The organism is Pantoea sp. X-Soil-YNGN-785 (genome assembly GCF_059730585.1).
Genome location: NZ_AP035942.1, coordinates 1336728 through 1362813, shown reverse-complemented (window position 1 = coordinate 1362813; position 26086 = coordinate 1336728). Strand labels below are relative to the sequence as shown.

Here is a 26086-nt window from a genome sequence, read left to right as displayed (position 1 = left end):
TTTTCATTTCCATGCGAGATGATGGCGACCATTTCGGCAAACATGATCCACATCAATTGCTGACCTATACTCCTTTGTTAGTATTTTTTCAGACAACTTCAGGAGTAAGTTAGTGTGAAAACTGACAACCCTTTTAATCTTTTATTACCAGCCGCAATGGCGAAAGTGGCCGAAGAGGCCGGTATCTATAAAGCAACCAAACATCCCTTTACGACCTTCTTTCTGGCAATAAACGCTGGCGTATTCATCTCAATCGCATTCGTTTTTTATATTACAGCGACTACCGGCAGCGGCGCGATGCCCTATGGCATAGCCAAACTAATTGGCGGTATCTGTTTCTCACTCGGTTTGATGCTGGTCGTGGTGTGTGGCGCCGACCTTTTTACCTCGACGGTATTAATCGTCGTGGCTAAAGCCAGTGGTCGCATCAGTTGGGGTCAACTGGCCCGCAACTGGTTTAACGTCTACGCCGGTAACCTGGCAGGTGCACTCTTCTTTGTCGCCCTGATGTGGTTTGCCGGACAGCATATGGTTGCGAATGGTGCCTGGGGCTTAAATGTCCTGGAAACCGCCGATCACAAAATGCATCACACCTTTATAGAAGCAGTCTGTCTGGGTACATTAGCTAATCTGCTGGTCTGCCTCGCCGTCTGGATGAGCTATTCCGGTCGCAGCCTGACCGATAAGCTGGTCGTGATGATTCTGCCTGTTGGGATGTTTGTCGCCAGCGGTTTCGAACACAGCATCGCCAACATGTTTCTCATTCCCTATGCCATTACTATCCGCGACTTCGCAACACCTGAGTTCTGGCAGGCTGCTGGCACTACGGCTGCACAGTTTCACGCGCTGACCGTCAGTAACTTTATTCTCCACAATCTGATTCCCGTAACGATCGGTAACATCATCGGCGGTGGCGTTCTGGTTGGGCTGACTTACTGGGTTATCTATCTCCGCAAAGGTGACCAGGTACATTAAACGCATTTTTGACGGCACAGGACGTTGACTGTGCCCGACCGTAAAGTCTCTTCATATAAGGCAGGTATATTATGACCGAACTTAATGCAAAACTGGCTTCAGCATGGGAAGGATTTGCTGAAGGCGAATGGCAGAACAGCGTCAATGTGCGCGACTTCATTCAGAAAAACTACACCCCCTATGAAGGTGATGAGTCATTCCTGGCGGGCGCCACTGAAGCGACCACCAAACTGTGGGAAAGCGTGCTGGAAGGCATCAAAATTGAGAACCGCACCCACGCGCCAGTCGACTTCGACACCGATCTCGCCTCCACGATTACCTCGCACGACGCGGGCTACATTAATAAGTCTCTGGAAAAAATTGTTGGGCTGCAGACTGAAGCGCCATTAAAACGCGCCATCATTCCTTATGGCGGCATCAAAATGGTCGAAGGTTCATGCAAAGTGTATGGCCGTGAACTCGACCCTTCTCTGAAAAAAATCTTCACTGAATACCGCAAAACACACAACCAGGGTGTATTCGATGTTTATACCCCGGACATTCTGCGCTGCCGCAAATCAGGTATTCTGACCGGTCTTCCTGATGCTTATGGCCGTGGCCGTATTATCGGTGACTATCGTCGTGTGGCGTTATACGGCATCGATTTCCTGATGGCGGATAAATTCGCTCAGTTCGCATCACTGCAGGAAGATTTAGAGAACGGTGTGAATCTCGAAGCAACCATTCGTCTGCGTGAAGAGATCTCCGATCAGCATCATGCGCTGGCTCAGATTAAAGAGATGGCCGCAAAGTATGGTCATGACATTTCCGGCCCGGCTACCAACGCAATGGAAGCTGTGCAGTGGACTTACTATGGTTATCTGGCTGCCGTTAAATCACAAAACGGTGCTGCCATGTCGTTTGGCCGCGTCTCAACCTTCCTGGATGTTTACATTGAGCGTGACCTTAAAGCCGGTAAGCTGACGGAAGAACAGGCTCAGGAACTGATTGACCATCTGGTCATGAAACTGCGCATGGTTCGCTTCCTGCGTACCCCGGAATATGATGAGCTGTTCTCTGGTGACCCAATCTGGGCAACCGAATCACTGGCAGGTATGGGCGTTGATGGTCGCACACTGGTATCAAAAAGCACCTTCCGCTTCCTGAATACCCTCTACACCATGGGTCCTTCACCTGAGCCAAACATGACCATTCTGTGGTCAGAAAAACTGCCCATTAATTTCAAAAAATACGCCGCTAAAGTCTCTATTGATACTTCATCTTTGCAGTATGAGAACGATGACCTGATGCGTCCTGATTTCAACAATGATGACTACGCCATCGCCTGCTGCGTGAGTCCAATGATTGTCGGCAAACAAATGCAGTTCTTTGGCGCACGTGCCAACCTGGCGAAAACGCTGCTTTACGCAATCAACGGCGGCGTGGATGAAAAACTGAAAATGCAGGTCGGACCGAAAGGCGACAAAATCAGCGACGACGTGCTGGATTTCGACACCGTCATGGAGCGTATGGATCACTTCATGGACTGGCTGGCAAAACAGTATGTGACTTCGCTGAACATCATCCACTACATGCATGATAAGTACAGCTATGAAGCGGCACTGATGGCTCTGCATGACCGGGATGTCTATCGCACCATGGCCTGTGGTATCGCCGGTCTCTCTGTTGCTGCGGATTCACTTTCTGCAATTAAATACGCCAAAGTGAAACCGATTCGTGACGAAGATGGTCTGGCGATTGACTTCGACATCGAGGGTGAATATCCACAGTTCGGTAACAACGACGCCCGTGTTGATGACCTGGCCTGCGATCTCGTTGAACGCTTCATGAAGAAAATTCAGCAGTTGACTACCTATCGTAATGCCGTGCCGACGCAGTCTGTTCTGACCATCACCTCGAACGTGGTGTATGGTAAGAAAACCGGTAACACGCCGGATGGACGTCGCGCTGGCGCACCGTTTGGACCTGGTGCTAACCCGATGCATGGTCGTGACCAGAAAGGTGCGGTGGCTTCACTGACTTCTGTCGCTAAACTGCCGTTTGCCTATGCAAAAGATGGTATCTCCTATACCTTCTCAATCGTGCCAAACGCGCTGGGTAAAGATGATAACGTGCGCAAAACCAACCTTGCCGGTCTGATGGATGGTTACTTCCATCACGAAGCCAGCATCGAAGGCGGCCAGCACCTTAACGTCAACGTTATGAACCGTGAAATGCTGCTGGACGCGATGGAGCATCCAGAGAAATATCCGCAGCTGACGATTCGCGTTTCTGGTTACGCTGTACGCTTTAACTCACTGACTAAAGAGCAGCAGCAGGATGTGATTACCCGTACCTTCACACAGTCACTGTAATCACGGATAAACCCGATAAAAAGGCTCCTCGCGGAGCCTTTTCCTTAAAAGTCTGTTCTGATGGTCATCTTCATCAAGGTTCCCACCAGAATCGATTTCCTGCCCTGAGCGCAACAGAGATTGCGCCGTCTGTCCCGGCAGACTCACTGGAGAAACATCGCAATGTCAGTTAACGGTCGTATCCACTCATTTGAATCCTGCGGCACCGTCGATGGTCCCGGCATCCGTTTCATTACTTTCTTCCAGGGCTGCCTGATGCGCTGCCTCTACTGTCACAACCGCGACACCTGGGATACCCACGGTGGCAAAGAGATCAGCGTCGACGCGCTGATGGCGGATGTGCTCTCCTATCGCCACTTTATGAATGCCTCTGGCGGCGGTGTTACTGCGTCTGGCGGTGAAGCGATTCTTCAGGCTGAATTTGTGCGTGACTGGTTCCGCGCCTGCAAGGCCGAAGGCATCCATACCTGTCTCGACACCAATGGCTTCGTACGCCGCTACGATCCGGTAATCGACGAACTGCTCGACGTGACTGACTTAGTGATGCTCGATCTCAAACAGATGAATGACGATGTGCATCAGATTCTGGTGGGGGTATCAAATCACCGTACCCTGGATTTTGCCCGCTACCTGCAGAAAAAAGGCAAGCGGACCTGGATCCGTTTTGTCGTCGTACCCGGTTACTCCGACGATGATGACACCGCGCATCGGCTGGGTGAATTCACACGTGACATGGAGAACGTTGAGAAGATTGAATTGCTGCCCTATCACGAACTGGGTAAGCATAAATGGATTGCAATGGGTGAAGAGTACAAGCTGGATGGGGTGAAACCACCGGCGAAAGAGACGATGGAACGCGTTAAGAATATTCTCGCCAGCTACGGCCACGAAGTGATGTACTAGAGAATCGGTCACAAAAAAGGGAGCTTAACGCTCCCTTTTTACTGTTCAGCGATCAGGCATGTGCCACTGGCGTCGCCTGCTGGTCCGCTTTACGCAGCAGCATCAGCAGATAGATCAGCGCTACTGCAGCGATCATCACAAACAGCAGCCGGTCAGAATAATTCTGCATCAGAACGGAGGTCATTGCCGGTCCAGCCAGACTGCCAACGGTATAACTCATCAGCAGCGCCTGATTCATCGCAACCAGTTCATGATGTGCAACCGTCTCACAAGCCCAGGACATGGCCACCGGATAGAGTGTGAAGCCTGCCAGCCCCAGAACAAACAGTGCTGGTGCCATTGCGGCATTGGTTAGCATCGCCATCGCACCCAGGATAACGACAAAGACCTGCACCCGCAGCACCAGCAGGCGGCCGAAACGATCGGCCAGCCGACCAACTGGCCACTGCCCGACAATGCCGGCGCTGACCAGTAACGCCATCCAGTAGCCGACATTGGCATCACTCATTCCCTGATGCGACAGGTAAAGCGGCATCAGGCCATAAAGCGAACCTAAAACGATACCGGAGATAATGCAGCCATTGATGCCGAGACGTGAACTGCGACGACGAAGCATCGGCCAGATGCGAGCCGGTGCCGCTTCAGCCGCTTCACCGGTGGCTGATACTCGTGTAAAGACCAGAGGCAGTACCGCACAGAACACCAGTGAAGTGACCCAGGGTACTACGCTCAGTAATTCTGTAGAGAGGGTGCTGACCAGTAACTGACCGGTTACAGTGCCAAGATAATAAACGATCATATAGGCAGCCAGTAGCTGTCCACGATTTCGGACGGTTCCGCTACAGAGAAGTGCGCTTTCAACCACGACCCACATCAGCGCACAGCCTACCCCCGCGACAAAACGAAGCGAACTCCACGCCCAGAAACCTTCCATCGTTACCAGGCAAATCGTTGCCACGGCAAAGAGCCCGGTTGCCAGATAATAACTGCGATTAAACCCGTAATGTCTGATTAACCAGCCAGCCAGTAATGTACCTGCCAGATTGCCGGTGTAATAAGAGGAACTTACGATGCCCACCTGCCAGGTTGTCAATAAGTCATGCGTCAGCCACAGTGGAACAAGCGTATTCAGCACGGCAATGGCGACAGTCATTAACATCAGGCCGCAAAGCAGCAATATCACGGGGCGTGACCAGGTTGACATAGGGGATAGAAACCAGAGCAAAATGAAGTAAATTGCGCGCAGTTTGCCACTGGCTTTTTTAAAGTCAATGGGCTGAATTTGATAGCAGCACATTTTGCTGCTGGACAATTTAATTTACTAATCTTCAGTGGGTTACAATTGTGTTATGCGGCATATTGCTGAGCGCTATCTCTATGAAAAATTAGATTTTTAAGCGTTCCGACGCACCTGGTATCGATAACGTTTATTTGTGATTAAATTCAGTCTCAGTAAATCCTTTTTTCAAAAACTACGCATAAAAAAACCCGGCCATGGCCGGGTTTAAGAATGGTGAATCGCTTAGCCGATGACATCGACGCCATTCATGTAGGGACGTAAAACTTCAGGCACGGTGATGCGGCCATCTTCCTGCTGATAGTTTTCCAGCACCGCGACCAGAGTGCGGCCTACGGCCAGTCCTGAACCATTCAGGGTATGAACCAGACGCGGTTTCTTTTCCTGTTTGTTGCGGTAACGCGCCTGCATACGACGCGCCTGGAAATCACCCATGTTGGAACAGGATGAAATTTCACGATAGGTATTCTGCGCTGGCAGCCAGACTTCCAGATCGTAGGTTTTGGTCGATCCAAAGCCCATATCGCCGGTACAGAGTAAAACCTTACGATACGGCAGATTCAGCAGCTGCAGCACTTTCTCTGCATGACCAGTCAGCTCTTCCAGCGCATCCATTGACTGTTCCGGAGTGACAATCTGCACCATTTCAACTTTGTCGAACTGGTGCATACGGATCAGGCCGCGCGTGTCACGACCGTAAGAACCCGCTTCAGAACGGAAGCATGGCGTATGCGCGGTCAGTTTAACCGGCAGGCTATCCTCTTCCACGATCTCATCGCGCATCAGGTTGGTCAGCGGCACTTCCGCGGTAGGAATCAACGCATAGTTGCTGCTGTCTGACTGCTCTTCCAGCGGGCGAGTGTGGAACAGGTCCTCGCCGAACTTAGGCAGCTGACCGGTGCCATAAAGCGTTTCGTGATTAACCAGGTAAGGCACGTAGGTTTCAAGGTAGCCATGCTGCTCAGTGTGCAGGTCAATCATAAACTGACTCAGTGCACGGTGCAGGCGGGCAATCTGACCCTGCATGACCACAAAGCGTGAACCGGTCAGTTTCACGGCAGCCGCAAAATCCAGGCCTTTCGCCGCTTCACCCAGTTCAACGTGATCTTTAACCTGGAAGCTGAACTCGCGCGGGGTACCCCAGCGGCTCACTTCCTGGTTTTCGCTGTCATCTTTGCCCAGCGGCACTTCATCTGCCGGAATGTTCGGCAGCGCCAGCGCAAAGTCACGGATTTGATTCTGCAGTTCATCCAGTTCTGCTTTTGCGGCATCCAGGCGTTCGCCCAGCGCGTTCACTTCCTGACGCAGCGGCTCGATGTCTTCCCCACGTGCTTTGGCCTGACCGATGGATTTGGATCGGGAGTTACGCTCTGCCTGCAGATTTTCAGTTTCCACCTGCAGTACTTTGCGACGCTCTTCAAGCGAACGCAGCGTTTCCACATCCAGTTTGTATCCCCGGCGTGCCAGTTTTTCTGCGACTGCGTCTGGCTCGTTACGCAGCAGATTGGGATCGAGCATGCTTATCCTGTGTATAAAAAGTTGGTTGAAAGAAGGGACGCATTCCCGCGGAATGCGTTGAAAACATTGCCCACATTACCGTAACGTCTGTTTCAGCGGTAGCGTTTTGTCGGGCTATTTTGATCCTGCTCAGCGAGCCAGCTTAGCTTTTCACCAATCTTACCCTCAAGCCCGCGCTGGGTTGGGGTGTAATAGCGTGCGCTGGCCAGTTCCTGCGGAAAATAGACTTCACCGGCGGCATAGGCGTTGGTTTCGTTATGGGCATAACGATACTCTTTGCCCAGGCCCATCTCTTTCATCAGCTTAGTCGGCGCATTACGCAGATGCTCAGGTACATCGTAATCGGGATGGTCGCGCGCATCACGCATGGCGGCTTTAAACGCGTTGTAGACTGCATTACTTTTAGGCGCGCACGCGAGATAAACAATGGCCTGAGCGATGGCACGCTCCCCCTCTGCCGGCCCGACGCGCGTAAAGCAATCCCACGCCGCAATCGCCACCTGCATGCCGCGTGGGTCGGCATTGCCGACATCTTCTGAGGCGATAGCCAGCAACCGGCGTGCGACATAGAGCGGGTCGCCACCTGCGGTAATAATGCGTGCATACCAGTAAAGCGCCGCGTCGGGTGCCGAGCCGCGCACGGATTTGTGCAGAGCCGAAATCAGGTCATAAAAGCGGTCGCCTTTGTTGTCAAAACGCGCGGATCGCTCACCCGAGACTTCGTTGAGCAACTGCGGCGTCAGTTCACGCTGACCCGAGGCGGTGATTTCAGCCATATCCGCCATCATTTCCAGCGTGTTCAGCGCCCGGCGTGCATCGCCATTAACCAGTTCAGCGATCATCCTACGTGTATTGTCCGGCAGCACGATGTCACTGTCGCCATACCCACGCGCTTTATCCTGCATCGCCTGATCCAGCACCTGCTCAATATCCTCGGTCGTCAGTGATTTCAGCAGGTAAACGCGGGCGCGTGACAGCAATGCGGAGTTGAGTTCAAAAGAGGGGTTTTCGGTGGTCGCACCAATAAAGGTAATCGTGCCATCTTCGATATGCGGCAGAAAAGCATCCTGCTGGCTCTTGTTGAACCGATGGACCTCATCCACAAACAGGATGGTGCGCCGCCCGGCATGTTTATTCTGGCGGGCACGCTCAATCGCCTCACGAATCTCTTTCACACCCGAAGTGACTGCTGAGATACGCTCCACATCGGCGTTACCATAATGCGCAATAATTTCAGCGAGTGTCGTCTTGCCGGTCCCGGGTGGTCCCCACAGGATCATCGAGTGCAGGTGCCCTGCTTCAATCGCGCGCGGCAGCGGTTTGCCCGCACCCAGCAGATGTTGCTGACCAATGTACTGTTTCAATGTTTCTGGCCGCATACGCGCGGCCAGAGGTTTGAAATTTTCGGTGGAAAAATCCAGGGACAGGTTACTCACCGTGACCTCACTGACGTTGGTCGTCCACCGTCACGCCTTTAGGCGGTGTGAACGTGAATTTATCCGGGCTGATAGTACCATTCTGCTGGCTTTTCAGCTGGTAATCACTGCGCTGGCCATCCTGTTCGATAGCGCTGAAGCGGTTAATGGTGCCGCTGGAGGTCACCTGAATGGTGAATTGTTTCAGGTTGCCATCGCTGTTTTTCGGTGTCAGCTCGAAATTGTCACCCTGCTGTTTAATGTTGTACTGCTTCCAGTCATTCGACTGGTTGCGGGCAATCAGCATAAACGGCGTATTGCTGGTCGCATTCTGCAGCAGGCTAACGGTCGCCTGCTCAACAAATGGATTGTAGAACCACAGCGATTTGCCGTCAGAGATGATGATGCTTTCGTCCGGCGCGGTCATATGCCAGTTAAACAGGCTGGGACGTTTAACCCACAATTCGCCTTCACCATCCTGTACATTGGCACCGCTGCTGTCGGTCACTTTTTGCGTGAAGCTGGCGTGGAAGCTGCTGACCTTGTTCAGGCGCTGTTGCAGATCACTGGAAGCATCAGCCAGAACGCTGGCCGAAGAAAAGGTGGCCAACAGGCCCAGAGCGATTACGCGTAATTTCATCTGCTTCAATTCCTTATTTAAACGTTCCCATCGATAACTGCATTAAGCCTGGTCGCCGTTCCGTCATCAGAACAGAGGAAAAAGCCGAAAGCTGATCCAGATATGGGGGTTAACCGCGTAAAAACAATGAGCCAGTCGGAACTGGCTCATCAAGTAGTGTTTCAAAACATTTAACCGCTACATATCGTGAGGCGGTGGCGACAGCACTTCACGGTTACCATTGTGTCCTGGTGCAGAGACGATGCCCTGCGCTTCCATCTGCTCAATGATACGTGCCGCGCGGTTATAGCCGATGCGGAACTGACGCTGAACGCCTGAAATCGAGGCTCGGCGCTTATCGACCACAAAGCCGACTGCCTGATCGAACAGCGGATCAAGTTCTTCATCGCTATCGATGCCACCGGCACTTTCGCTCTCTTCGCCTGCCGTAATACTGTCGATATATTGCGGACGACCACGTGCTTTCCAGTCCTGAACCACCGCATGTACTTCCTGGTCACGCACGAAGGCACCGTGAACACGAACCGGCAGTGAGGAGTTTGGCGGCATGTAAAGCATGTCACCCATACCCAGCAGGGATTCCGCGCCGCCCTGATCGAGAATGGTACGGGAGTCTATCTTGCTCGAAACGGTAAAGGCGATACGTGTCGGGATGTTCGCTTTGATCAGGCCAGTAATCACATCTACGGATGGACGCTGTGTTGCCAGCACCAGATGGATACCCGCAGCACGGGCTTTCTGTGCCAGGCGCGCAATCAGCTCTTCAACCTTTTTACCCACTGCCATGATCAGGTCAGCAAACTCATCGACCATTACCACGATATACGGCAGTTTCTCCAGAACCGGCGGCGTCATATCCATACTGTCGCCCGGCTTCCAGAACGGATCAGGAATCGGACGGCCCATCGCTTCGGCCTGCTCCACTTTCTCGTTGTAACCCGCCAGGTTACGCACGCCCAGCGCCGACATCAGCTTATAGCGACGCTCCATTTCGCCGACGCTCCAGCGCAGCGCATTCGCGGCGTCCTTCATGTCGGTGACCACTTCGGTCAGCAGGTGCGGAATGCCTTCATAGACCGACAGCTCCAGCATTTTCGGGTCGATCATAATGAAGCGAACTTCTTCCGGTGTCGCCTTGTAGAGCATGCTGATGATCATGGCGTTCACGCCCACGGACTTACCGGAACCGGTAGTACCGGCAACGAGTAAGTGCGGCATTTTCGCCAGATCGGCCACGACCGGCTGACCGGCAATGTCTTTACCCAGCACGACGGCCAGTGGCGACGGGTTGTCGCGGAATTTAGGGCAATCCAGGACTTCACGCAGATAAACGGTCTGACGATGTTTGTTTGGCAGTTCCAGGCCCACATAAGGTTTGCCTGGGATCACTTCCACCACGCGAACCGCGACAGTCGAGAGTGATCGTGCCAGGTCGCGCGACAGGTTAGAGATACGTGCTGCTTTTACACCCGGCGCCAGGTCAAGCTCGAAACGGGTGATAACCGGGCCAGGTGAGATGCCGACCACTTCGGCTTTGACGCGGTAATCGCCTAGACGTGACTCCACCAGACGGGCAGTCTGCTCCAGCGAGAACATATCAACCGGCTCTTCCTCTTCAGGAGGCGCCGTCAGCAGATCCAGCGAAGGCAGTGGCGTGGACGGTTTCTCCAGCGGCTGCTCGTGGCGCATCAGGAACGGATGGATCAGGCTGTCATGCAGTGAAGGTTTCGCTTCTTCAACTGGCTGAACCGGCTCAACGGCTGGCGTCCCATAAGACGGCGCAGAATAAGCCGGGGCGTGAGGCGCCGTTGGTGCAGCATACACAGGCGCAGACGGCGCGGCATAACCCGCTTCAGGATCTGCTGGCGTACCGTAAGCTGGCGCAGAATAAGCCGGGGCCTGAGGTGCCGCTGGTGCATGATAGGCAGGTTCTGCGGGAGCCGCAGGCGTCACTGGGGCACTATAGGCAGGTTCTGCCGGTGCAAAACGGGCAGGTGCAGGCACCTGAGCCGGTGCCTGAGGACTAGAGACCTCACTTACCTGCTGCCACGGTTCGTGTGAAACCGCAGGCGCTTCCGGCTCCGGCGTCGCAGCAATGGTAAACAGCGGTTCAGACGGGCCGTCATCCACCAGATCTTTCATCGGTGAAAAATCGAACGCGGAGGCAGTATCAATATTCAATACCGGCTCTTTTCTCACTTCAGGTTCATAGCGCTGCTGTTGCTGCTCGGCGAACTGACGTGCCAGTGCATGCTGCTGCTGCGCATCCTGCTCCTCTTCTTCGTCCTGCTGCCAGCTGGTGCCGTAACGCTGCTGCTGTTCAGACTGGAAGGCCTGACGCAGTTCAGCCTGCTGCAATGCCTCTTCAGCATCAGGTGCAGTGGAAACCGACGTAGCCGATGCCGTTTCGCTCTCTTCCGCTTTGGCTTTCTCTTCAGCCATGCGCTGAGAAGGTAACTTAATGCCATAAGAAGCCAGCTCACGACGCGTAGGCAGTTTTACCGGATTAGGACGCGGCAGCGCCGGTCCGATACCCTGCTTAACCTGAGGATTCAGATTGGTTTCAGGGGCTAAGTCGAAAACAGGCGCAGTACGTGTGGCCGCCGTTCCGGCAGCGGCGGCTGTTGCGGCCGCAGGGATCGCTGATGTGTCACGCCAGTTACCCATTTTAGGTTCGTCATCGTCGTAAGCATTGAACGATGGCGCAGCCGGAGCTTCGTCTGGCATTTCAAAGTGGTAAAGCGGTGGTGAAGCTGCGGCTGCAGAAGCACTCTGCGCTGGAGCCGTCGTTGCACCATAAGATGCAGGGATGTTCTGTGCAGATGCTGGAGCAGGTTGTGCCGTCGACGATGCAGGTATTGCTGCTGACGCGGCAGGTGCCGATGCAGTAAAGGCCGCTGCAGCAGGTGCCGCGGTAACCGGCGCTGCGGGAGCGATGGTCACCTCTGCAGCTTCCGCAGTGGCGGCTACCGCCGCACTGGTTGCGGCTGCTGCTTTCGCCAGTAGCGGATCCGGCTGTGTCGGCACAGGCTGAGCGGCAGCGCGTGGCGCGGCAAGCAGCACATCATCTTCCTGATCGACAGCACGCGGCGCAGACAGCAGCACGTCATCATCCTGATCGGCGGCATGCAATGCAGGGACATCCGCATAATCTTGCGCGTCGCGTTCGTCATCCTCTTCCTGCCAGGGTTCATCGTGACGTGAGCGGTTGCTGGCAAACGTCAGGACGCCCATGACGACACCACCAATTCTTTCTGCAATGGTGAGCCAGGACCAGCCGGTATACAGGGTTATCCCCGCCGCCCAGACGCAGAGCAGCATCAGCGTGCCGCCAGCCGGACTGAACCAGGGGGCAATAGCATTACTGACCAGACTACCAATCACGCCGCCTGAAGCGAAGTACCAGATATCATCAGCGTTCAGCGCTGCCATACCACAGGTCGTTACCACCAGCGCAAGAACGCCAATTAAGCGTAACCCGACGGCAAAGTAGTCAAAATAGTCCTGGCTGTCGCGCTGACGGAAAGCAATCCAGCACAAACCCAGAATGACGGGCGGAATGGCGTACGCCATCACACCAAAGATGAAGAGTAAGGTGTCAGCCAGCCAGGCACCGACGCTGCCGCCGATATTATGGATAGGTTCATGCCAGGCCGTTTGCGACCAGCTCGGATCGGAAGGGTTAAAACTGACCAGTGAAACCATCAGGTAAATGGCAAACAGCGCCACCAGAATGAGCAACGCTTCCAGCAGACGACGTCCACTGCTCAGCGATTGTAACGAAACGTCTTTATCTTCTGTATATTCCTGGCTCAAGAGGACTCTCCAGGTGCCTGTAAAGTAAGAAGCAACAGCGTCGGGCAAGCCCGACGCTGATCCTGTATGAATGCACAGGAGTGTACCGAAATCTCACAGGTTTTGCACCTGCCCCGCATCAGCGAGTTTTGATCACCAGTCGATTGCTCTGTTTGACCTCTTCCATCACCACATAAGTTCGCGTGTCGTTTACGCCCGGCAGGCGCAACAGGGTTTCGCCCAGCAGCTTACGGTAGGCAGACATATCAGGTACGCGCGTTTTCAGCAGGTAGTCGAAATCGCCGGAAACGAGGTGACACTCTTGAGTTTCCTCAAGTTTTTGCACAGCGGCGTTAAATTGCTCAAACACATCCGGCGCACCACGATTCAGAGTAATCTCAACGAATACCAGCAGAGAGGCATCCAGATAGTGCGGGTTTAACTGCGCAGTGTAACCAAGAATAAATCCCTGGCGTTCGAGACGGCGTACACGCTCAAGACATGGCGTAGGCGATAAGCCTACGCGTTTGGAAAGCTCTACGTTTGAAATGCGACCATCTTTCTGAAGTTCATTCAGAATGTTCCTGTCAATTCTGTCGAGGTCTTTCCCGGGGCGTTTCTTATTGTCTACCATTATTATTGTCTCTCTTAATTCCTTCCCTTTACCTGCCACGCCCTGAAAACGCTCAATGTTCGGGGCATTTCTGAAGTGAGCTAACAGAGCCTGTGATCTGACACCTATCGATATGACGCATGTTGTCTGTCCACATCATGCGTCATTATCCATATCAGGCTGCTTTTATTCGGCGTTACACGCAAAACAGGCGACGAAAACCTGTTTTGTTCCGATAAATGTTATTCGCTTCTGATAATGTTTTCGCAAAAGCGCAGGCGATTGTCAAAGTAAAATCACCAAATTCAGGACAAGATGCCAGACAGACCGCTGGGTATCTGTTTTTAAATGAGTATTTTTCCACTTTTGCACCCTTTAAAGCCGATTTTTGACCCATTCTGGCGCATTGACCAGGCAAAACCGCCGCTCATCGTCTACGCCACTTGCAGCTATCGTTAACAAAATTGGCTAAGTCTTGTTATTGTCGCCGGATATTCCCTACAATCGCAGGCTATGTCAGCCGAATGAAACTGAGGAACGCATGAGTACGGCCAAACACAGTAAGTTACTCATTCTGGGCTCCGGCCCAGCGGGTTATACCGCAGCCGTTTATGCTGCACGCGCCAACCTGAACCCGGTGCTGATCACCGGTCTGGAAAAAGGCGGACAGCTGACCACTACCACTGAAGTGGAGAACTGGCCGGGCGACCCGCACGATCTGACAGGTCCATCGCTGATGGAGCGCATGCACGAGCATGCCGAAAAATTTAATACTGAGATCATTTTCGATCACATCCACACCGTTGATCTGCAGAACCGTCCGTTCACCCTCACTGGCGACAGCGGCGTATACACGGCAGATGCCCTGATCATCGCCACCGGTGCGTCAGCTCGTTACCTGGGTCTGCCGTCTGAAGAGGCGTTCAAGGGCAAAGGTGTCTCTGCCTGTGCAACCTGTGACGGTTTCTTCTATCGCAACCAGAAAGTCGCAGTGATTGGCGGGGGTAACACGGCCGTTGAAGAGGCGCTCTATCTGGCGAACATCGCGGCTGAAGTGCATCTGATTCACCGTCGTGACAGCTTCCGCGCAGAGAAGATCCTGATCGACCGGCTGATGGAAAAAGTGCGCAATGGCAATATCGTGCTGCACACCCATCGTACGCTGGAAGAAGTCACAGGCGATCAGATGGGTGTGACCGGTCTGACACTGCGTTCTACCCAGAACAGTGATGAAACAGAAGCGCTGGAAGTCGCGGGTCTGTTTGTTGCTATCGGACACAGTCCGAATACGGCTATCTTCGAAGGTCAGCTGGCGCTGGAGAACGGTTACATCAAAGTTCAGTCGGGTCTGCACGGCAACGCCACTCAGACCAGCATCCCAGGCGTCTTTGCGGCAGGCGATGTGATGGACCATATCTATCGTCAGGCGATCACCTCGGCAGGCACCGGCTGCATGGCCGCGTTAGACGCTGAGCGTTTTCTTGACGGGTTGGTTAAAAACGATCGGTAAGTTGTTAACCCTCTGATCTCAAATGTTCCAGGCGACGGTTTTTCCGTCGCCTTTTTTATAGCTCTCATGCTAGATTCTGGCGCCTGAAGAGATGGAAATGTCTTTCCATTTTCCCCTGTCACCGACATTTAGCATGGTCTCGCATGGACAAATCGCGGCAGCAGCATCTTACCCGCTGGCTTCGTCAGCAACGTCGTTTCGCCGGTCGCTGGTTGCGGCTCAACACGCTGCTGGGCATGGTAAGTGCCCTGCTGATCATTGCCCAGTCGGGTTTACTGGCCTCGCTGCTGCAGGCGCTGATCATTGACCAGCAGCCGCGTGAAACCCTGACGGTCAGCATCCTGCTGTTACTGCTCTGCTTCGCACTGCGCGCCCTGATCAACTATGCCCGCGAACTGACCGGTTTTCGGGCGGGGCAGGCTATCCGTCAGGCGTTACGTCAGCAGGTCTTAGATCGATTATCTGATCTGGGCCCGGCGTGGATTCAGGGAAAACCAGCCGGGAGCTGGGCAACCCTGCTGCTGGAGCAGATCGAAGAGATGCAGGAGTACTACGCCCGCTACCTGCCGCAGATGACGCTGGCGGTGCTGATCCCCTGCTGCATTCTGCTGACTGTTTTTCCGCTGAACTGGACCGCAGGTCTGATCCTGTTTGCCACTGCGCCGTTGATTCCGCTGTTTATGGCGCTGGTCGGCATGGGTGCGGCCGAGGCCAATCGCCGCAACTTCCTGGTGCTGGCCCGCCTGAGCGGTAACTTTCTCGACCGTCTGCGCGGCAGAGAAACGCTGCGGCTGTTTCATCGTGGTGAAGCAGAGCAGCAGGCGGTTGCCGACGCCACCACTGATTTTCGCCAGCGCACCATGGACGTGCTGCGTTTAGCGTTTCTCTCCTCCGCCGTGCTGGAGTTTTTTGCCTCGTTAGCCATTGCTGTGGTAGCCGTCTATTTTGGCTTCTCCTATCTGGGCGAATTACATTTCGGTGATTATGGCCACGGCGTGACGCTGTTTGCCGGGTTCCTGGTACTGATCCTCGCCCCGGAGTTTTTCCAGCCACTGCGCGATCTCGGCGCGTTCTATCATGCCAAAGCCCAGGCGGTCGGCGGTGCCGATGCACTTGAAACATTTATGCAGGCAACACCTGACGCCGCGCCGCAGGAGGGTCAGTTACCTTTCACAGCCGACCGTTCCATCGCGCTTGTCGCCGATGATCTGCGGGTCTGCGCGCCTGATGGTCAGGTGCTGTGCGGCCCGCTCACTTTCACTATTGCCGCTGGCGAGCAGATTGCGCTGGTCGGTCAAAGCGGAGCCGGGAAAACGGCACTGATGAACGCCCTGCTTGGCTTCCTGCCTTATCAGGGCTCGCTGAAAGCGAATGGCGTCGAACTGCGTGATATACGGCGGAGCGACTGGCATCAGCAGCTTAGCTGGGTAGGCCAGAATCCTCAGTTACCGGCCACCACCTTGCGCGACAATATCCTGATGAATGCAGTCTGGAATAGCGAGCGCTTTGCGACGCTGCTGGAATCGTGTGGCATTAACGAGTTCCTGCCTCGTCTGCCCAGGGGTATTGAAACTCAGCCCGGCGATGGTGGTAATCAGCTGTCAGTGGGTCAGGCACAGCGGGTCGCGGTCGCACGCGCGCTCTATAAATCTTCACATTTATTGCTGCTTGATGAACCGGCAGCCAGCCTGGATGCACTCAGCGAACGTCATGTGATGCTGGCCCTCAACCAGGCAGCTGCCTGCCAGACCACCCTGATGATTACCCATCAGATTGATACGCTGAGTCGCTGGCAGACCCTCTGGGTAATGGAGGCGGGTAAACTGGTGCAACAGGGCAACTGGCAGCAGCTATCGCAACAGCCCGGTGCCTTCAGCGAAATGCTGAAGCATCGTCAACAGGAGATCCGCTGATGTCGACCTTGCGTCCTTTTCTTCGTCTCTGGCTGCGCCACCCTTTCCGTCTTGCGCTGGGCATCGTGCTGGCGATTGCTACCCTGCTGGCCAGCATTGGCCTGCTGACCCTGTCAGGCTGGTTTCTCGCCGCATCGTCAGTAGCAGGCGTAGTGGGCCTCTATACCTTCAACTATATGCTGCCCGCGGCTGGCGTCCGTGGTGCTGCGATCATCCGTACCGCCGCACGCTATGCTGAACGTCTGGTCAGTCATGATGCGACGTTCAGGGTGCTTCAGCATCTGCGCGTCCACACCTTCAGCCGCCTGATGGCACTTTCGCCGGGACAGCTGTCACAGTTCCGCCAGGCGGACCTGCTCAACCGTTTTGTCGCCGATGTTGATACGCTGGATCATCTCTATCTGCGCGTCATTTCGCCGCTGCTCGGCGCATTTGTGGTGATAGTGGTCGTTACCCTTGGGATGAGTTTTATTGATGTTTCGCTGGCACTGACGCTCGGCGGTATCATGCTGAGTACGCTGGTTCTGATGCCATCGCTGTTTTATCGTCTGGGCTCACCGGCAGGCGTTGCAATTGCCCATGGACGCGCCCGCTGGCGTCAGCAGCTGATGCAGTGGCTGGCGGCGCAGGCTGAACTGACGTTATATGGTGCCTCGCAGAGCTGGCGTCAGCAACTTGACCAGGATGAACAGCGCTGGCAGCAGGCACAAAGCCAGCAACAGCGTTTACAGGCCGCCGCCCAGAGCCTGCTGCTGCTGATCAGTGGCGTAACCGTAACCCTGCTGCTCTGGCTTGGTGCTGCGACAATCAGTGAACAGCAGTTACCCGGCTCGCTGATTGCGCTGGTGGTGTTCTGCGCCCTGGCCGCCTTTGAGGCGCTGGCACCGGTTGCAGGCGCTTTTCTGCCCATGTCGCAGGTGACAACTGCCGCGCAGCGGGTCAATGACATTATCGATCAGTCACCCGCTATCACCTTTCCGGCACAGTCAGACGCCCGATCAGGATCGCTCGACGTCAGTATCGATCGGCTCGACTTCAGCTACCCCGACCGTCCGGATAAGGTACTCAATGGCTGTACCCTGCAGATCGCCGCGGGTGAACATATTGCGCTACTGGGACCGACCGGCTGCGGAAAATCGACGCTGCTGGCGCTGCTGACCCGCGCCCGGGAGAGCCAGCACGGTGTCATCAGCCTGAATGATCTGCCGATTACCGCCTGGTCAGAGTCCGCGTTGCGCCAGCGTATCAGCGTGGTGACGCAGCGGGTTCATCTTTTCAGTCAGAGCCTGCGCGATAACCTGCTGCTGGCTCGTCCCGATGCCACTGATGAGCAGCTATGCCGCGTACTGAACGACGTTGGCCTGCAGCGCCTGCTTGAGAACCAGGAAGGATTAAACGCCTGGATGGGCGAAGGGGGTCGCCCGCTTTCCGGCGGTGAACTGCGCCGGCTGGCGCTGGCGCGCGCGTTACTGCACGACGGCGATCTCTGGCTGCTGGATGAGCCCACCGAAGGGCTTGATGCGACCACCGAGCAACATATTCTCGCCCTGTTGCAACGGCTGACCGCCGGAAAAACCACGATCATGGTTACTCACCGGCTGAGTGGCCTGGAGCGCATGGATCGTATCTGCGTGATGGATAATGGCGCGATTGTTGAACAGGGCAGTCATACGGAATTAATCTCAAAAGCGGGGCGCTACTGGCGTTTCCGGCAGCGTATTGCGTTATAGTCTTAGCGAAATGCCGATGAGTAACATAACGCGATGAGACTGGTACAACTGTCACGGGAATCTCTGCTCTTTCCACCGCCTGAGATGGCGCTGCGTGAGCCAAATGGCCTGCTGGCCATGGGCGGCGATCTCTCCCCTGCCCGGTTACTTAATGCTTATCAGCACGGTATTTTTCCGTGGTTTTCGCCCGGCGATCCCATTCTCTGGTGGTCGCCCGATCCCCGGGCCGTTCTTTTACCAGAGCAGTTTCATCTCAGCCGTAGCATGAAGCGTTTTCACAATCGCTCACCCTATCGGGTGACAATGAACGAGTCCTTTGCCGAGGTGCTTGAGGGCTGCGCCAGCGGTCGCGAGGAAGGCACCTGGATTACCTTTGAGATGAAGCGTGCCTGGTTGCGACTGTATGAACTTGGCCACGCGCACTCCATCGAGGTGTGGGATGAACATCAACTGGTGGGTGGCATGTATGGGCTGGCGATGGGACAAATCTTCTGCGGTGAGTCGATGTTCAGTCGTCAGCAGAATGCATCCAAAACCGCACTATGGGTCTTTTGTCAGCATTTCATCCGGCATCAGGGCCGACTGGTGGATTGTCAGGTACTTAATCCCCATACTGCCTCGCTGGGCGCGCAGGAGATCCCGCGCGCTGATTATCTGCAATATGTACAACGCCTTGCTGACCAGCCGGTCAGCGATGGCTGCTGGCAGACACAAACGCTTTTTTAGCCGTGCAGAGATGTTTTGCACACATAAAGGCGCATAAGTGGTATAATAGTCGAGTTTGGTATGTCGTCCGCGCTTCGCAATAACGAGCCGGAATTGCCAGGCTGGGAATCTCAACGCACTCTCGGAACTGTTTTCAATCGTGCGCATGTAACCGGTTGATTCAGATTCTTAGCCCGCTAATCCCCTGCAGACGTCACCTTAAACACCCTAATTTTACCGGATGCGCGCAACTGACGTGCACCCCGGCAAAGCGTTGGCAAAATCGCCGACGGTTCTTTACATAAATCGTTGAATTGGGCATTATCTTGCCGGTTCAACTGAAAGGTAGTACACCCAGAGGATTCGATGGCCAAAGAAGACAATATTGAAATGCAAGGTACCGTACTGGATACGTTACCTAACACCATGTTCCGCGTAGAACTTGAAAACGGACACGTGGTCACTGCTCATATCTCCGGTAAAATGCGCAAAAACTACATCCGTATCCTGACGGGTGACAAAGTGACCGTTGAGTTGACCCCGTACGACCTGAGCAAAGGCCGCATTGTCTTCCGTAGTCGCTAATTTGCAGTAATCTCATCGCTTTGCATATTGCAGCGAAAAAAAAGGCCGGATTTTAATCCGGCCTTTTTCACATCTGTAGCAGGTGATTAATGCACAGTGCCTTCGGTTTTGCGTTTTTCAGCACTCAGGAAGTGATAGGTCAGTTCACCTTTCTCACGATCCAGCGCGACTGATACTGAGCCGCCATCCACCAGCGAACCAAACAGCAGTTCATTAGCTAACGGTTTCTTCAGGCTGTCCTGTACGGTGCGCGCCATCGGACGTGCGCCCATCGCTTTGTCATAGCCCTTCTCAGCCAGCCAGTCACGCGCTTCATCACTGACTTCCAGCGACACGCCTTTCGCATCCAGCTGCGCCTGCAACTCGACAATAAACTTGTCGACCACCTGATGGATCACCTCTGGTGACAGGTGACTGAACCAGATGATGTTGTCGAGACGGTTACGAAACTCTGGCGTAAAGATCTTTTTGATCTCCTCCATCGCATCGGTACTGTTGTCCTGATGAATCAGGCCAATCGACTTACGTTCAGTCTCACGCACACCGGCGTTAGTGGTCATCACCAGCACCACGTTACGGAAGTCTGCTTTACGACCGTTGTTGTCGGTCAGCATGCCGTTATCCATCACCTGCAGCAGCAGGTTAAAGACATCCGGGTGCGCTTTCTCAATCTCATCCAGCAGCACGACCGCGTGAGGATGCTTGATTACCGCATCCGTCAGCAGGCCACCCTGATCAAATCCGACGTAACCCGGAGGCGCACCAATCAGACGACTGACGGTGTGACGCTCCATGTACTCAGACATATCAAAGCGCAGCAGCTCAATGCCCAGGGCTTTCGCCAGCTGCACGGTGACTTCCGTTTTACCAACACCGGTTGGTCCGGCAAACAGGAAGGACCCGACCGGCTTACGATCCTGACCCAGACCAGCGCGGCTCATTTTGATTGCTTCCGTCAGCGCCTCAATGGCGTTGTCCTGACCAAACACCAGCATCTTCAGGCGATCGCCCAGATTTCTCAGTGTATCGCGATCGGTTGCCGACACGCTTTGCTCAGGGATACGGGCAATACGGGCCACCACAGTTTCAATGTCAGAGACATTGATGGTTTTCTTACGCTTACTGGCTGGCATCAGGCGCGCACGCGCACCCGCTTCATCAATCACATCAATCGCCTTGTCAGGCAGATGACGATCGTTGATATATTTCACCGCCAGTTCCACGGCTGCACGCACCGCTTTAGCGGTATAACGTACATCGTGATGCGCTTCGTACTTGGTTTTCAGGCCATTCAGGATCTGCACGGTCTCTTCAACAGAAGGCTCCGTGATATCGATCTTCTGGAAACGACGCGCCAGAGCACGATCTTTTTCGAAGATGTTGCTGAATTCCTGATACGTGGTGGAACCCATCACGCGAATCTTGCCCGAAGAAAGCAGTGGCTTGATCAGGTTAGCGGCATCAACCTGGCCACCGGACGCGGCACCCGCACCGATGATGGTATGGATCTCATCGATAAACAGAATGCTGTGTTCGTCCTGTTCCAGCTGCTTCAGCAGCGCTTTGAAACGTTTTTCAAAGTCACCACGGTATTTAGTGCCCGCCAGCAGTGAACCGATATCCAGCGAGTAGATGGTGCAGTCTTTCATCACTTCCGGTACATCGCCCTGCTCGATACGCCAAGCGAGACCTTCTGCAATGGCGGTTTTACCCACACCCGATTCACCCACCAGCAGCGGGTTGTTTTTACGACGACGGCACAGCACCTGAATGGTACGTTCCAGCTCTTTATCGCGACCAATCAGTGGATCAATACCACCGACGCGAGCAAGCTGATTAAGATTGGTGGTGAAGTTTTCCATACGCTCCTCCCCGCCTGCTTGCTCTTCGTTAACCGGATTTTCAGCGCCTGGCGCCTGGCCCGGCTCGTCTTTGCGCGTACCATGAGAGATGAAATTCACCACATCAAGGCGGCTGACTTCATGTTTGCGTAACAGATAGGCCGCTTGCGACTCCTGCTCGCTGAAGATGGCGACCAGCACATTTGCCCCGGTGACTTCGCTGCGACCGGATGACTGGACATGGAAAACCGCACGCTGCAGGACGCGCTGGAAGCTGAGCGTCGGTTGTGTATCGCGCTCCTCTTCACTGGCGGGCAGCACCGGCGTGGTTTGTTCGATGAAGGCTTCGAGTTCCTGCCGCAGAGCCACAATGTCCACCGTACAGGCTTCCAGTGCCTCTCTGGCCGACGGGTTACTGAGCAACGCCAGTAACAGATGCTCGACGGTCATAAACTCATGACGGTGCTCACGCGCTCTGGCGAAAGCCATATTTAAACTGAGTTCCAGTTCTTGATTGAGCATTAGGCACCTCCCCCAATTATCGCCCTTACCAGTTTCCTATATGGAGACGGGTTCAGGCTTTTTCCAGCGTACACAGCAACGGATGATGGTTTTCCCGCGCATAGTTGTTCACCTGGGCCGCTTTTGTTTCGGCGACTTCTGCAGTAAATACACCACAGATCGCCTTGCCGTGATAGTGAACTTTCAACATCAGCTGCGTTGCACGTTCAACATCATAAGAAAAGAACTTTTGTACGACGTCAATAACAAATTCCATAGGTGTATAATCGTCATTATTCAGAATGACTTTATACATAGAAGGCGGCTTTAACCCTTCGCGTACTTTGTCTTCGGCCAGATGTTCAAAGTTAAGCCAGTCGTTTGTGTTTGCCATAGTGTTCCGTTGAGATTTTGCTTTGAGCCTTTTAATGGCTACATGTTGAGAGTTTAACATGCCTGTCAAGCTCCTGGTCGCTGCTGAAAATTTATTCAGAAATTCCCTTGCGCGACCTGCATCACAAAATTTGCAATAGCGTTAACTACCTCAAATTTTGATGATTTTTTCCCCACCTGGCCCGGTGGTTTGCTTGACGCCAGCGGCGCTTTCTCTACATTCTACCTGCACACGCTGATTGAGTTTTAATCAAATCCGACTCACAGCCTGTAAGACCTCACCTACTTATAAAATGTCTTGCGAGGGAAGTAAAAGCATGGAGACGGGCACAGTTAAATGGTTCAATAATTCCAAAGGCTTTGGCTTTATCTGTCCGGTTGGCGGTGGCGACGATATTTTTGCACACTACTCCACCATCCAGATGGAAGGCTACCGCACGCTAAAGGCAGGCCAGCAGGTTCAGTTCGACGTTCATGAAGGTCCGAAAGGCAATCACGCTAGCCTCATCGTGCCGGTTGAGATACAGGCCGTGGCGTGATACTTACCCCACCTCTGAACAGTGACGCAAAAATGCCAGCCAGTGCCGCTGGCATTTTTCTTTCCGAAGCAGACTTAATCTGCCTGGCGCTGCGCCAGCCCAATCACCCGGGCAAACATCTGCCGTATTAACGGCGGGATGGCCTCCGGCCCGCGTTCCGCCGCCGACGTCGCCACTGCGATTGCCAGTTCTGGCTTGGAGCTCTGGTGAATCGCTTTAGTAATAATACGCCTGGAACTCATCGGAACGTTTAACGGCAGGTGCGCCATCTGATGATAGACATCCTGGAAACCCTGGTGATAGAGAAAATTCTCCATATCCAGCGCCGGTAGCTGCGTCAGAAAACGCGGCTCAGGATCGCCGGGCTGTAACTGCGTACGTGCGGTGCTGGCATATTTGTTACCCGCCTGATCACCGTCTGTCAGCACATGCCAGGCGATGCCCATGCGGCGGGCAAACTTCAGCAGCGGCTTTAAGCCCGACTGAGCAAACTCAATTACTTTTACCCCTTCAGCCGCGAAGTTGTAACCGCACTGCTGTGCCAGCTCATTCATGATCCAGACTTCGGTTTCCCCCTCCACCAGCAGCCAGCAGCGGGCAAACAGCGCTGCAGGCCGGTTGACACGAATATGGAAGCCGATGCGTCGGCTCTCTTCGGCACTCAATCCCTCCGGACCAATACGCCAGGCGGCCACGCGCGAGGGGCCGCGTACCAGACGACAGACGTTCTCTACAGGCACCTGAGACAGCAGCTCAGCGGAATTGGTGGTGGCGATTTTTTGCAACGGCAGCAGCTTCAGCAGGTTCCATGCTACCGACAACATAATCGGATGCAGCCGGGTTTCAGGATCTTCAATCAGCAGCAGCGGCCGGGCATCAGCGGCCAGCGGGACATCGCCTCGCGCCTCAATCAGCAGGGTAAACATTTGCAGCAGGATCAGCTGACGGCTGCGGGAGTCGGTTCCGGCAATCAGCTGATTGAGATGATCCAGCGCCCGCCATCCCTTTTCCCCGTCGCGTGTCTGCGCATCCCGTGACCTGAGTTCGTTGCCCGCATCGGGCAACTGCACCAGAAAGTAGTGCTGCATTAGCTGCTGCATGGTCTTCAGCCCCTGTCGCAGCACCTCATCACTGAGCTGCTGGGGATGATGCTCCAGATCGCGTGCCAGCGTCTCCATCCCCGCCAGCAACTCAGGATGCGGAAGTGACACCGGTGCACTGTTTCGCGTCCGTTTGCTGAAACGCGCATCGCGCAATCGCAGCACCGGATAGCGTTTCAGCAGCAGATCAATGGCCGCCGCGCAGTGCTGCTCAGGCAACAGCTGTGCGTTCACATCAACGAAACGGCGTCGGGTCTCGATGCCGCTGTCACGCCAAGTGGCACTAACACTGTAATAAAGCCGACGCTGACCCTGAGCATCGTGCTGCCAGAAGGCCGAGAGCACCGCATCCGGGTCGCTGCCGTCATCGCGAAAATGAAATACTACTGACAGACGGCGCATAGGATCGGTCAAATCGCCTGGCGTGAAATGGAAATCAGCCTGGGTAAAATCATAGGCTGGTTCATGGGGCGAAAGCAGCAGGCTCAGGGCATCCAGCAGGCTGGATTTCCCCCACGCATTCTCACCAATCAGCAGATTGGTGCGGGTTAGAGGGAGTGAGAGTTTGTTGATGCCGCGGAAACCGCGAATATCGATATGTTCCAGAATCATAGGCGTCCGTCCTCAGGTTATAAACAGCATGGTTGCCGCCAGCGAACCGGTCAAGCTGCGATGGGGTTTACTCCGATACGCTTTTTCGCTAGCGTGTTGCCTCTTCCCCCATGGATGGCATTGATATGTACTCCGGACTTCTGATTATTCTGCTGCCGCTGATCGCCGGCTGGCTGCTACCTTTCCGCAAAGCCGACACCCTGCGCCAGGTAAATCAGCTGCTGGGCTGGATGGTCTACGTCATTCTGTTCTTTATGGGCATCAGTCTGGCCTTTCTCGACAATCTGAGCAGCAACCTGCTGGCGGTTTTTCACACCGCACTGGTAGCGGCGTTCTGTATTCTGCTGTGCAATCTGCTGGCACTGCGCGGACTGGAAAAGTATGCCCCCTGGCATCATGCGCACCGGCAGGAGAAACTGCCATCGCGACTGCATATGGCGCTGGACTCCCTGAAGCTGTGCGGCGTCGTTGTCCTTGGTTTTTTGCTTGGGCTGACCCAGTGGCCACTGCTGCATCACGCCTCAACCGCAAGCGAATATGCGTTGATCTTCCTGCTGTTTCTGGTGGGCGTTCAGCTGCGCGGCAGCGGCATGACGTTGCGGCAAATCATCCTGAACCGTCGTGGCATGCTGGTGGCCGTTGTCGTGCTGGTCAGCGCGCTGATCGGCGGCATGCTTGCCGCGCTGGTGCTGGGCATCCCACTGAAGACCAGTCTGGCGTTGGCCAGCGGCTTTGGCTGGTACTCCCTCTCCGGCATTCTCATGACCGAAGCCTTTGGGCCGGTCATCGGCAGCGCCGCCTTCTTCAACGATCTGGTGCGTGAACTGGTGGCCATCATGCTGATCCCGGCACTGATTGGCCGTCATCGTTCAAGTGCACTGGGCCTGTGCGGAGCCACCTCCATGGACTTTACCCTGCCGGTACTGCAGCGGGCGGGCGGCAATGAGATTGTCCCGGCCGCCATTGTGCACGGCTTTGTCATGAGTCTGCTGGCCCCGATTCTGATCGCCCTCTTCTCTGCCTGAATCCTGTCTGAGATGCGCTGAGCTCTGCCAGCGCATTTTTTCACGTCTGCTTTTCTGCCGTGTCGTCTACGCTTCTTTTTTCGGTTCTGGTCACGTCACTCTTTAGTACGGGCCGACAAAGG

20 protein-coding genes are annotated in these 26086 nt (G+C 54.6%); 10 read left to right on the top strand and 10 right to left on the bottom strand.

Annotated features, from left to right (window positions below; translation table 11 throughout):
* The first annotated feature begins 114 nt into the window (after positions 1-114).
* The 3 genes from focA (at position 115) to pflA (ending at position 4232) form a co-directional block, all read left to right on the top strand.
* A complete protein-coding gene (gene focA / locus AC6I8E_RS06275) occupies positions 115-975 on the top strand; it encodes a formate transporter FocA (protein ID WP_033782513.1) in 861 nt (286 codons plus the stop codon).
* A gap of 71 nt (positions 976-1046) precedes the next feature.
* Entirely contained in the window at positions 1047-3329 is a 2283-nt protein-coding gene (gene pflB / locus AC6I8E_RS06270; protein WP_013357310.1) for a formate C-acetyltransferase, read from the top strand.
* Between the two features lie 162 nt (positions 3330-3491).
* Positions 3492-4232 (top strand): pyruvate formate lyase 1-activating protein, encoded by a 741-nt coding sequence (pflA, locus tag AC6I8E_RS06265; protein ID WP_110331624.1) that lies wholly within the window; start codon positions 3492-3494, stop codon positions 4230-4232.
* A gap of 52 nt (positions 4233-4284) precedes the next feature.
* On the opposite strand, the gene AC6I8E_RS06260 is transcribed toward pflA, so the two are convergent.
* The 7 genes from AC6I8E_RS06260 to AC6I8E_RS06230 form a co-directional block, all read right to left on the bottom strand.
* Positions 4285-5436 carry an MFS transporter gene (locus AC6I8E_RS06260; protein WP_041457190.1) on the bottom strand — a complete coding sequence of 384 codons (1152 nt, stop codon included), beginning with the start codon at positions 5434-5436 and terminating at the stop codon, positions 4285-4287.
* A 318-nt stretch (positions 5437-5754) separates the two neighbouring features.
* Positions 5755-7047, bottom strand: coding sequence for a serine--tRNA ligase (serS, locus tag AC6I8E_RS06255; RefSeq protein ID WP_013357307.1), 1293 nt, complete (start codon positions 7045-7047; stop codon positions 5755-5757).
* Between the two features lie 92 nt (positions 7048-7139).
* Positions 7140-8483 (bottom strand): replication-associated recombination protein A, encoded by a 1344-nt coding sequence (locus AC6I8E_RS06250; protein ID WP_147788455.1) that lies wholly within the window; start codon positions 8481-8483, stop codon positions 7140-7142.
* 7 nt (positions 8484-8490) lie between these two features.
* Complete coding sequence (gene lolA, locus AC6I8E_RS06245; RefSeq protein ID WP_086905548.1) at positions 8491-9102, bottom strand: outer membrane lipoprotein periplasmic chaperone LolA; 612 nt, start codon at positions 9100-9102, stop codon at positions 8491-8493.
* 177 nt (positions 9103-9279) lie between these two features.
* Entirely contained in the window at positions 9280-12918 is a 3639-nt protein-coding gene (locus tag AC6I8E_RS06240) for a DNA translocase FtsK 4TM domain-containing protein (protein ID WP_497824549.1), read from the bottom strand.
* A gap of 118 nt (positions 12919-13036) precedes the next feature.
* Entirely contained in the window at positions 13037-13531 is a 495-nt protein-coding gene (lrp, locus tag AC6I8E_RS06235; RefSeq protein WP_006118610.1) for a leucine-responsive transcriptional regulator Lrp, read from the bottom strand.
* Between the two features lie 175 nt (positions 13532-13706).
* Positions 13707-13907, bottom strand: a complete 201-nt coding sequence (locus tag AC6I8E_RS06230; RefSeq protein ID WP_135909529.1) for a hypothetical protein — start codon at positions 13905-13907, stop codon at positions 13707-13709.
* Positions 13908-14051: 144 nt separating this feature from the next.
* Between AC6I8E_RS06230 and trxB the strand changes: the two genes are divergently transcribed.
* The 5 genes from trxB to infA all read left to right on the top strand — a co-directional run bounded on the left by trxB (position 14052) and on the right by infA (position 19953).
* Positions 14052-15020 (top strand): thioredoxin-disulfide reductase, encoded by a 969-nt coding sequence (trxB, locus tag AC6I8E_RS06225; RefSeq protein ID WP_013357303.1) that lies wholly within the window; start codon positions 14052-14054, stop codon positions 15018-15020.
* Between the two features lie 143 nt (positions 15021-15163).
* Complete coding sequence (cydD, locus tag AC6I8E_RS06220; RefSeq protein ID WP_497824548.1) at positions 15164-16933, top strand: heme ABC transporter permease/ATP-binding protein CydD; 1770 nt, start codon at positions 15164-15166, stop codon at positions 16931-16933.
* Entirely contained in the window at positions 16933-18663 is a 1731-nt protein-coding gene (gene cydC, locus AC6I8E_RS06215) for a heme ABC transporter ATP-binding protein/permease CydC (RefSeq protein WP_313677887.1), read from the top strand. The genes cydD and cydC overlap by 1 nt, the downstream gene beginning before the upstream one ends.
* Before the next feature lie 33 nt (positions 18664-18696).
* A complete protein-coding gene (gene aat / locus AC6I8E_RS06210; protein ID WP_110331618.1) occupies positions 18697-19389 on the top strand; it encodes a leucyl/phenylalanyl-tRNA--protein transferase in 693 nt (230 codons plus the stop codon).
* A gap of 345 nt (positions 19390-19734) precedes the next feature.
* Positions 19735-19953, top strand: a complete 219-nt coding sequence (gene infA / locus AC6I8E_RS06205; protein WP_002211347.1) for a translation initiation factor IF-1 — start codon at positions 19735-19737, stop codon at positions 19951-19953.
* 86 nt (positions 19954-20039) lie between these two features.
* Here the strand turns inward: infA and clpA are convergent, their stop codons facing one another.
* Positions 20040-22316 carry an ATP-dependent Clp protease ATP-binding subunit ClpA gene (clpA, locus tag AC6I8E_RS06200; RefSeq protein ID WP_033732099.1) on the bottom strand — a complete coding sequence of 759 codons (2277 nt, stop codon included), beginning with the start codon at positions 22314-22316 and terminating at the stop codon, positions 20040-20042.
* A 52-nt stretch (positions 22317-22368) separates the two neighbouring features.
* The gene (gene clpS, locus AC6I8E_RS06195; protein WP_003849318.1) at positions 22369-22689 is read right to left on the bottom strand and encodes an ATP-dependent Clp protease adapter ClpS; all 321 of its coding nucleotides are present in this window, start codon (positions 22687-22689) and stop codon (positions 22369-22371) included.
* 316 nt (positions 22690-23005) lie between these two features.
* Here clpS and cspD point away from each other — a divergent pair, with 316 nt between their 5' ends.
* Complete coding sequence (cspD, locus tag AC6I8E_RS06190) at positions 23006-23227, top strand: cold shock-like protein CspD (protein WP_013357297.1); 222 nt, start codon at positions 23006-23008, stop codon at positions 23225-23227.
* Positions 23228-23301: 74 nt separating this feature from the next.
* On the opposite strand, the gene AC6I8E_RS06185 is transcribed toward cspD, so the two are convergent.
* On the bottom strand, positions 23302-24939 hold the full coding sequence (locus AC6I8E_RS06185; RefSeq protein ID WP_497824547.1) for a DUF2813 domain-containing protein: 1638 nt from the start codon (positions 24937-24939) through the stop codon (positions 23302-23304).
* A gap of 125 nt (positions 24940-25064) precedes the next feature.
* Between AC6I8E_RS06185 and AC6I8E_RS06180 the strand changes: the two genes are divergently transcribed.
* Positions 25065-25964, top strand: coding sequence for a LysO family transporter (locus tag AC6I8E_RS06180; protein WP_497824546.1), 900 nt, complete (start codon positions 25065-25067; stop codon positions 25962-25964).
* Positions 25965-26086 lie beyond the last annotated feature (122 nt).

Bases quoted from the DNA above. Each gene is read 5' to 3' on its own strand.
- pflB (WP_013357310.1), top strand. From the start codon at position 1,047: ATGACCGAACTTAATGCAAAACTGGCTTCAGCATGGGAAGGATTTGCT.
- infA (WP_002211347.1), top strand. From the start codon at position 19,735: ATGGCCAAAGAAGACAATATTGAAATGCAAGGTACCGTACTGGATACG.
- trxB (WP_013357303.1), top strand. From the start codon at position 14,052: ATGAGTACGGCCAAACACAGTAAGTTACTCATTCTGGGCTCCGGCCCA.
- cydC (WP_313677887.1), top strand. From the start codon at position 16,933: ATGTCGACCTTGCGTCCTTTTCTTCGTCTCTGGCTGCGCCACCCTTTC.
- cspD (WP_013357297.1), top strand. From the start codon at position 23,006: ATGGAGACGGGCACAGTTAAATGGTTCAATAATTCCAAAGGCTTTGGC.
- aat (WP_110331618.1), top strand. From the start codon at position 18,697: ATGAGACTGGTACAACTGTCACGGGAATCTCTGCTCTTTCCACCGCCT.
- cydD (WP_497824548.1), top strand. From the start codon at position 15,164: ATGGACAAATCGCGGCAGCAGCATCTTACCCGCTGGCTTCGTCAGCAA.
- AC6I8E_RS06230 (WP_135909529.1), bottom strand. From the start codon at position 13,907: ATGGGTCAAAAATCGGCTTTAAAGGGTGCAAAAGTGGAAAAATACTCA.
- serS (WP_013357307.1), bottom strand. From the start codon at position 7,047: ATGCTCGATCCCAATCTGCTGCGTAACGAGCCAGACGCAGTCGCAGAA.
- lrp (WP_006118610.1), bottom strand. From the start codon at position 13,531: ATGGTAGACAATAAGAAACGCCCCGGGAAAGACCTCGACAGAATTGAC.
- AC6I8E_RS06185 (WP_497824547.1), bottom strand. From the start codon at position 24,939: ATGATTCTGGAACATATCGATATTCGCGGTTTCCGCGGCATCAACAAA.
- clpA (WP_033732099.1), bottom strand. From the start codon at position 22,316: ATGCTCAATCAAGAACTGGAACTCAGTTTAAATATGGCTTTCGCCAGA.
- pflA (WP_110331624.1), top strand. From the start codon at position 3,492: ATGTCAGTTAACGGTCGTATCCACTCATTTGAATCCTGCGGCACCGTC.
- AC6I8E_RS06260 (WP_041457190.1), bottom strand. From the start codon at position 5,436: ATGTCAACCTGGTCACGCCCCGTGATATTGCTGCTTTGCGGCCTGATG.
- AC6I8E_RS06180 (WP_497824546.1), top strand. From the start codon at position 25,065: ATGTACTCCGGACTTCTGATTATTCTGCTGCCGCTGATCGCCGGCTGG.
- lolA (WP_086905548.1), bottom strand. From the start codon at position 9,102: ATGAAATTACGCGTAATCGCTCTGGGCCTGTTGGCCACCTTTTCTTCG.
- clpS (WP_003849318.1), bottom strand. From the start codon at position 22,689: ATGGCAAACACAAACGACTGGCTTAACTTTGAACATCTGGCCGAAGAC.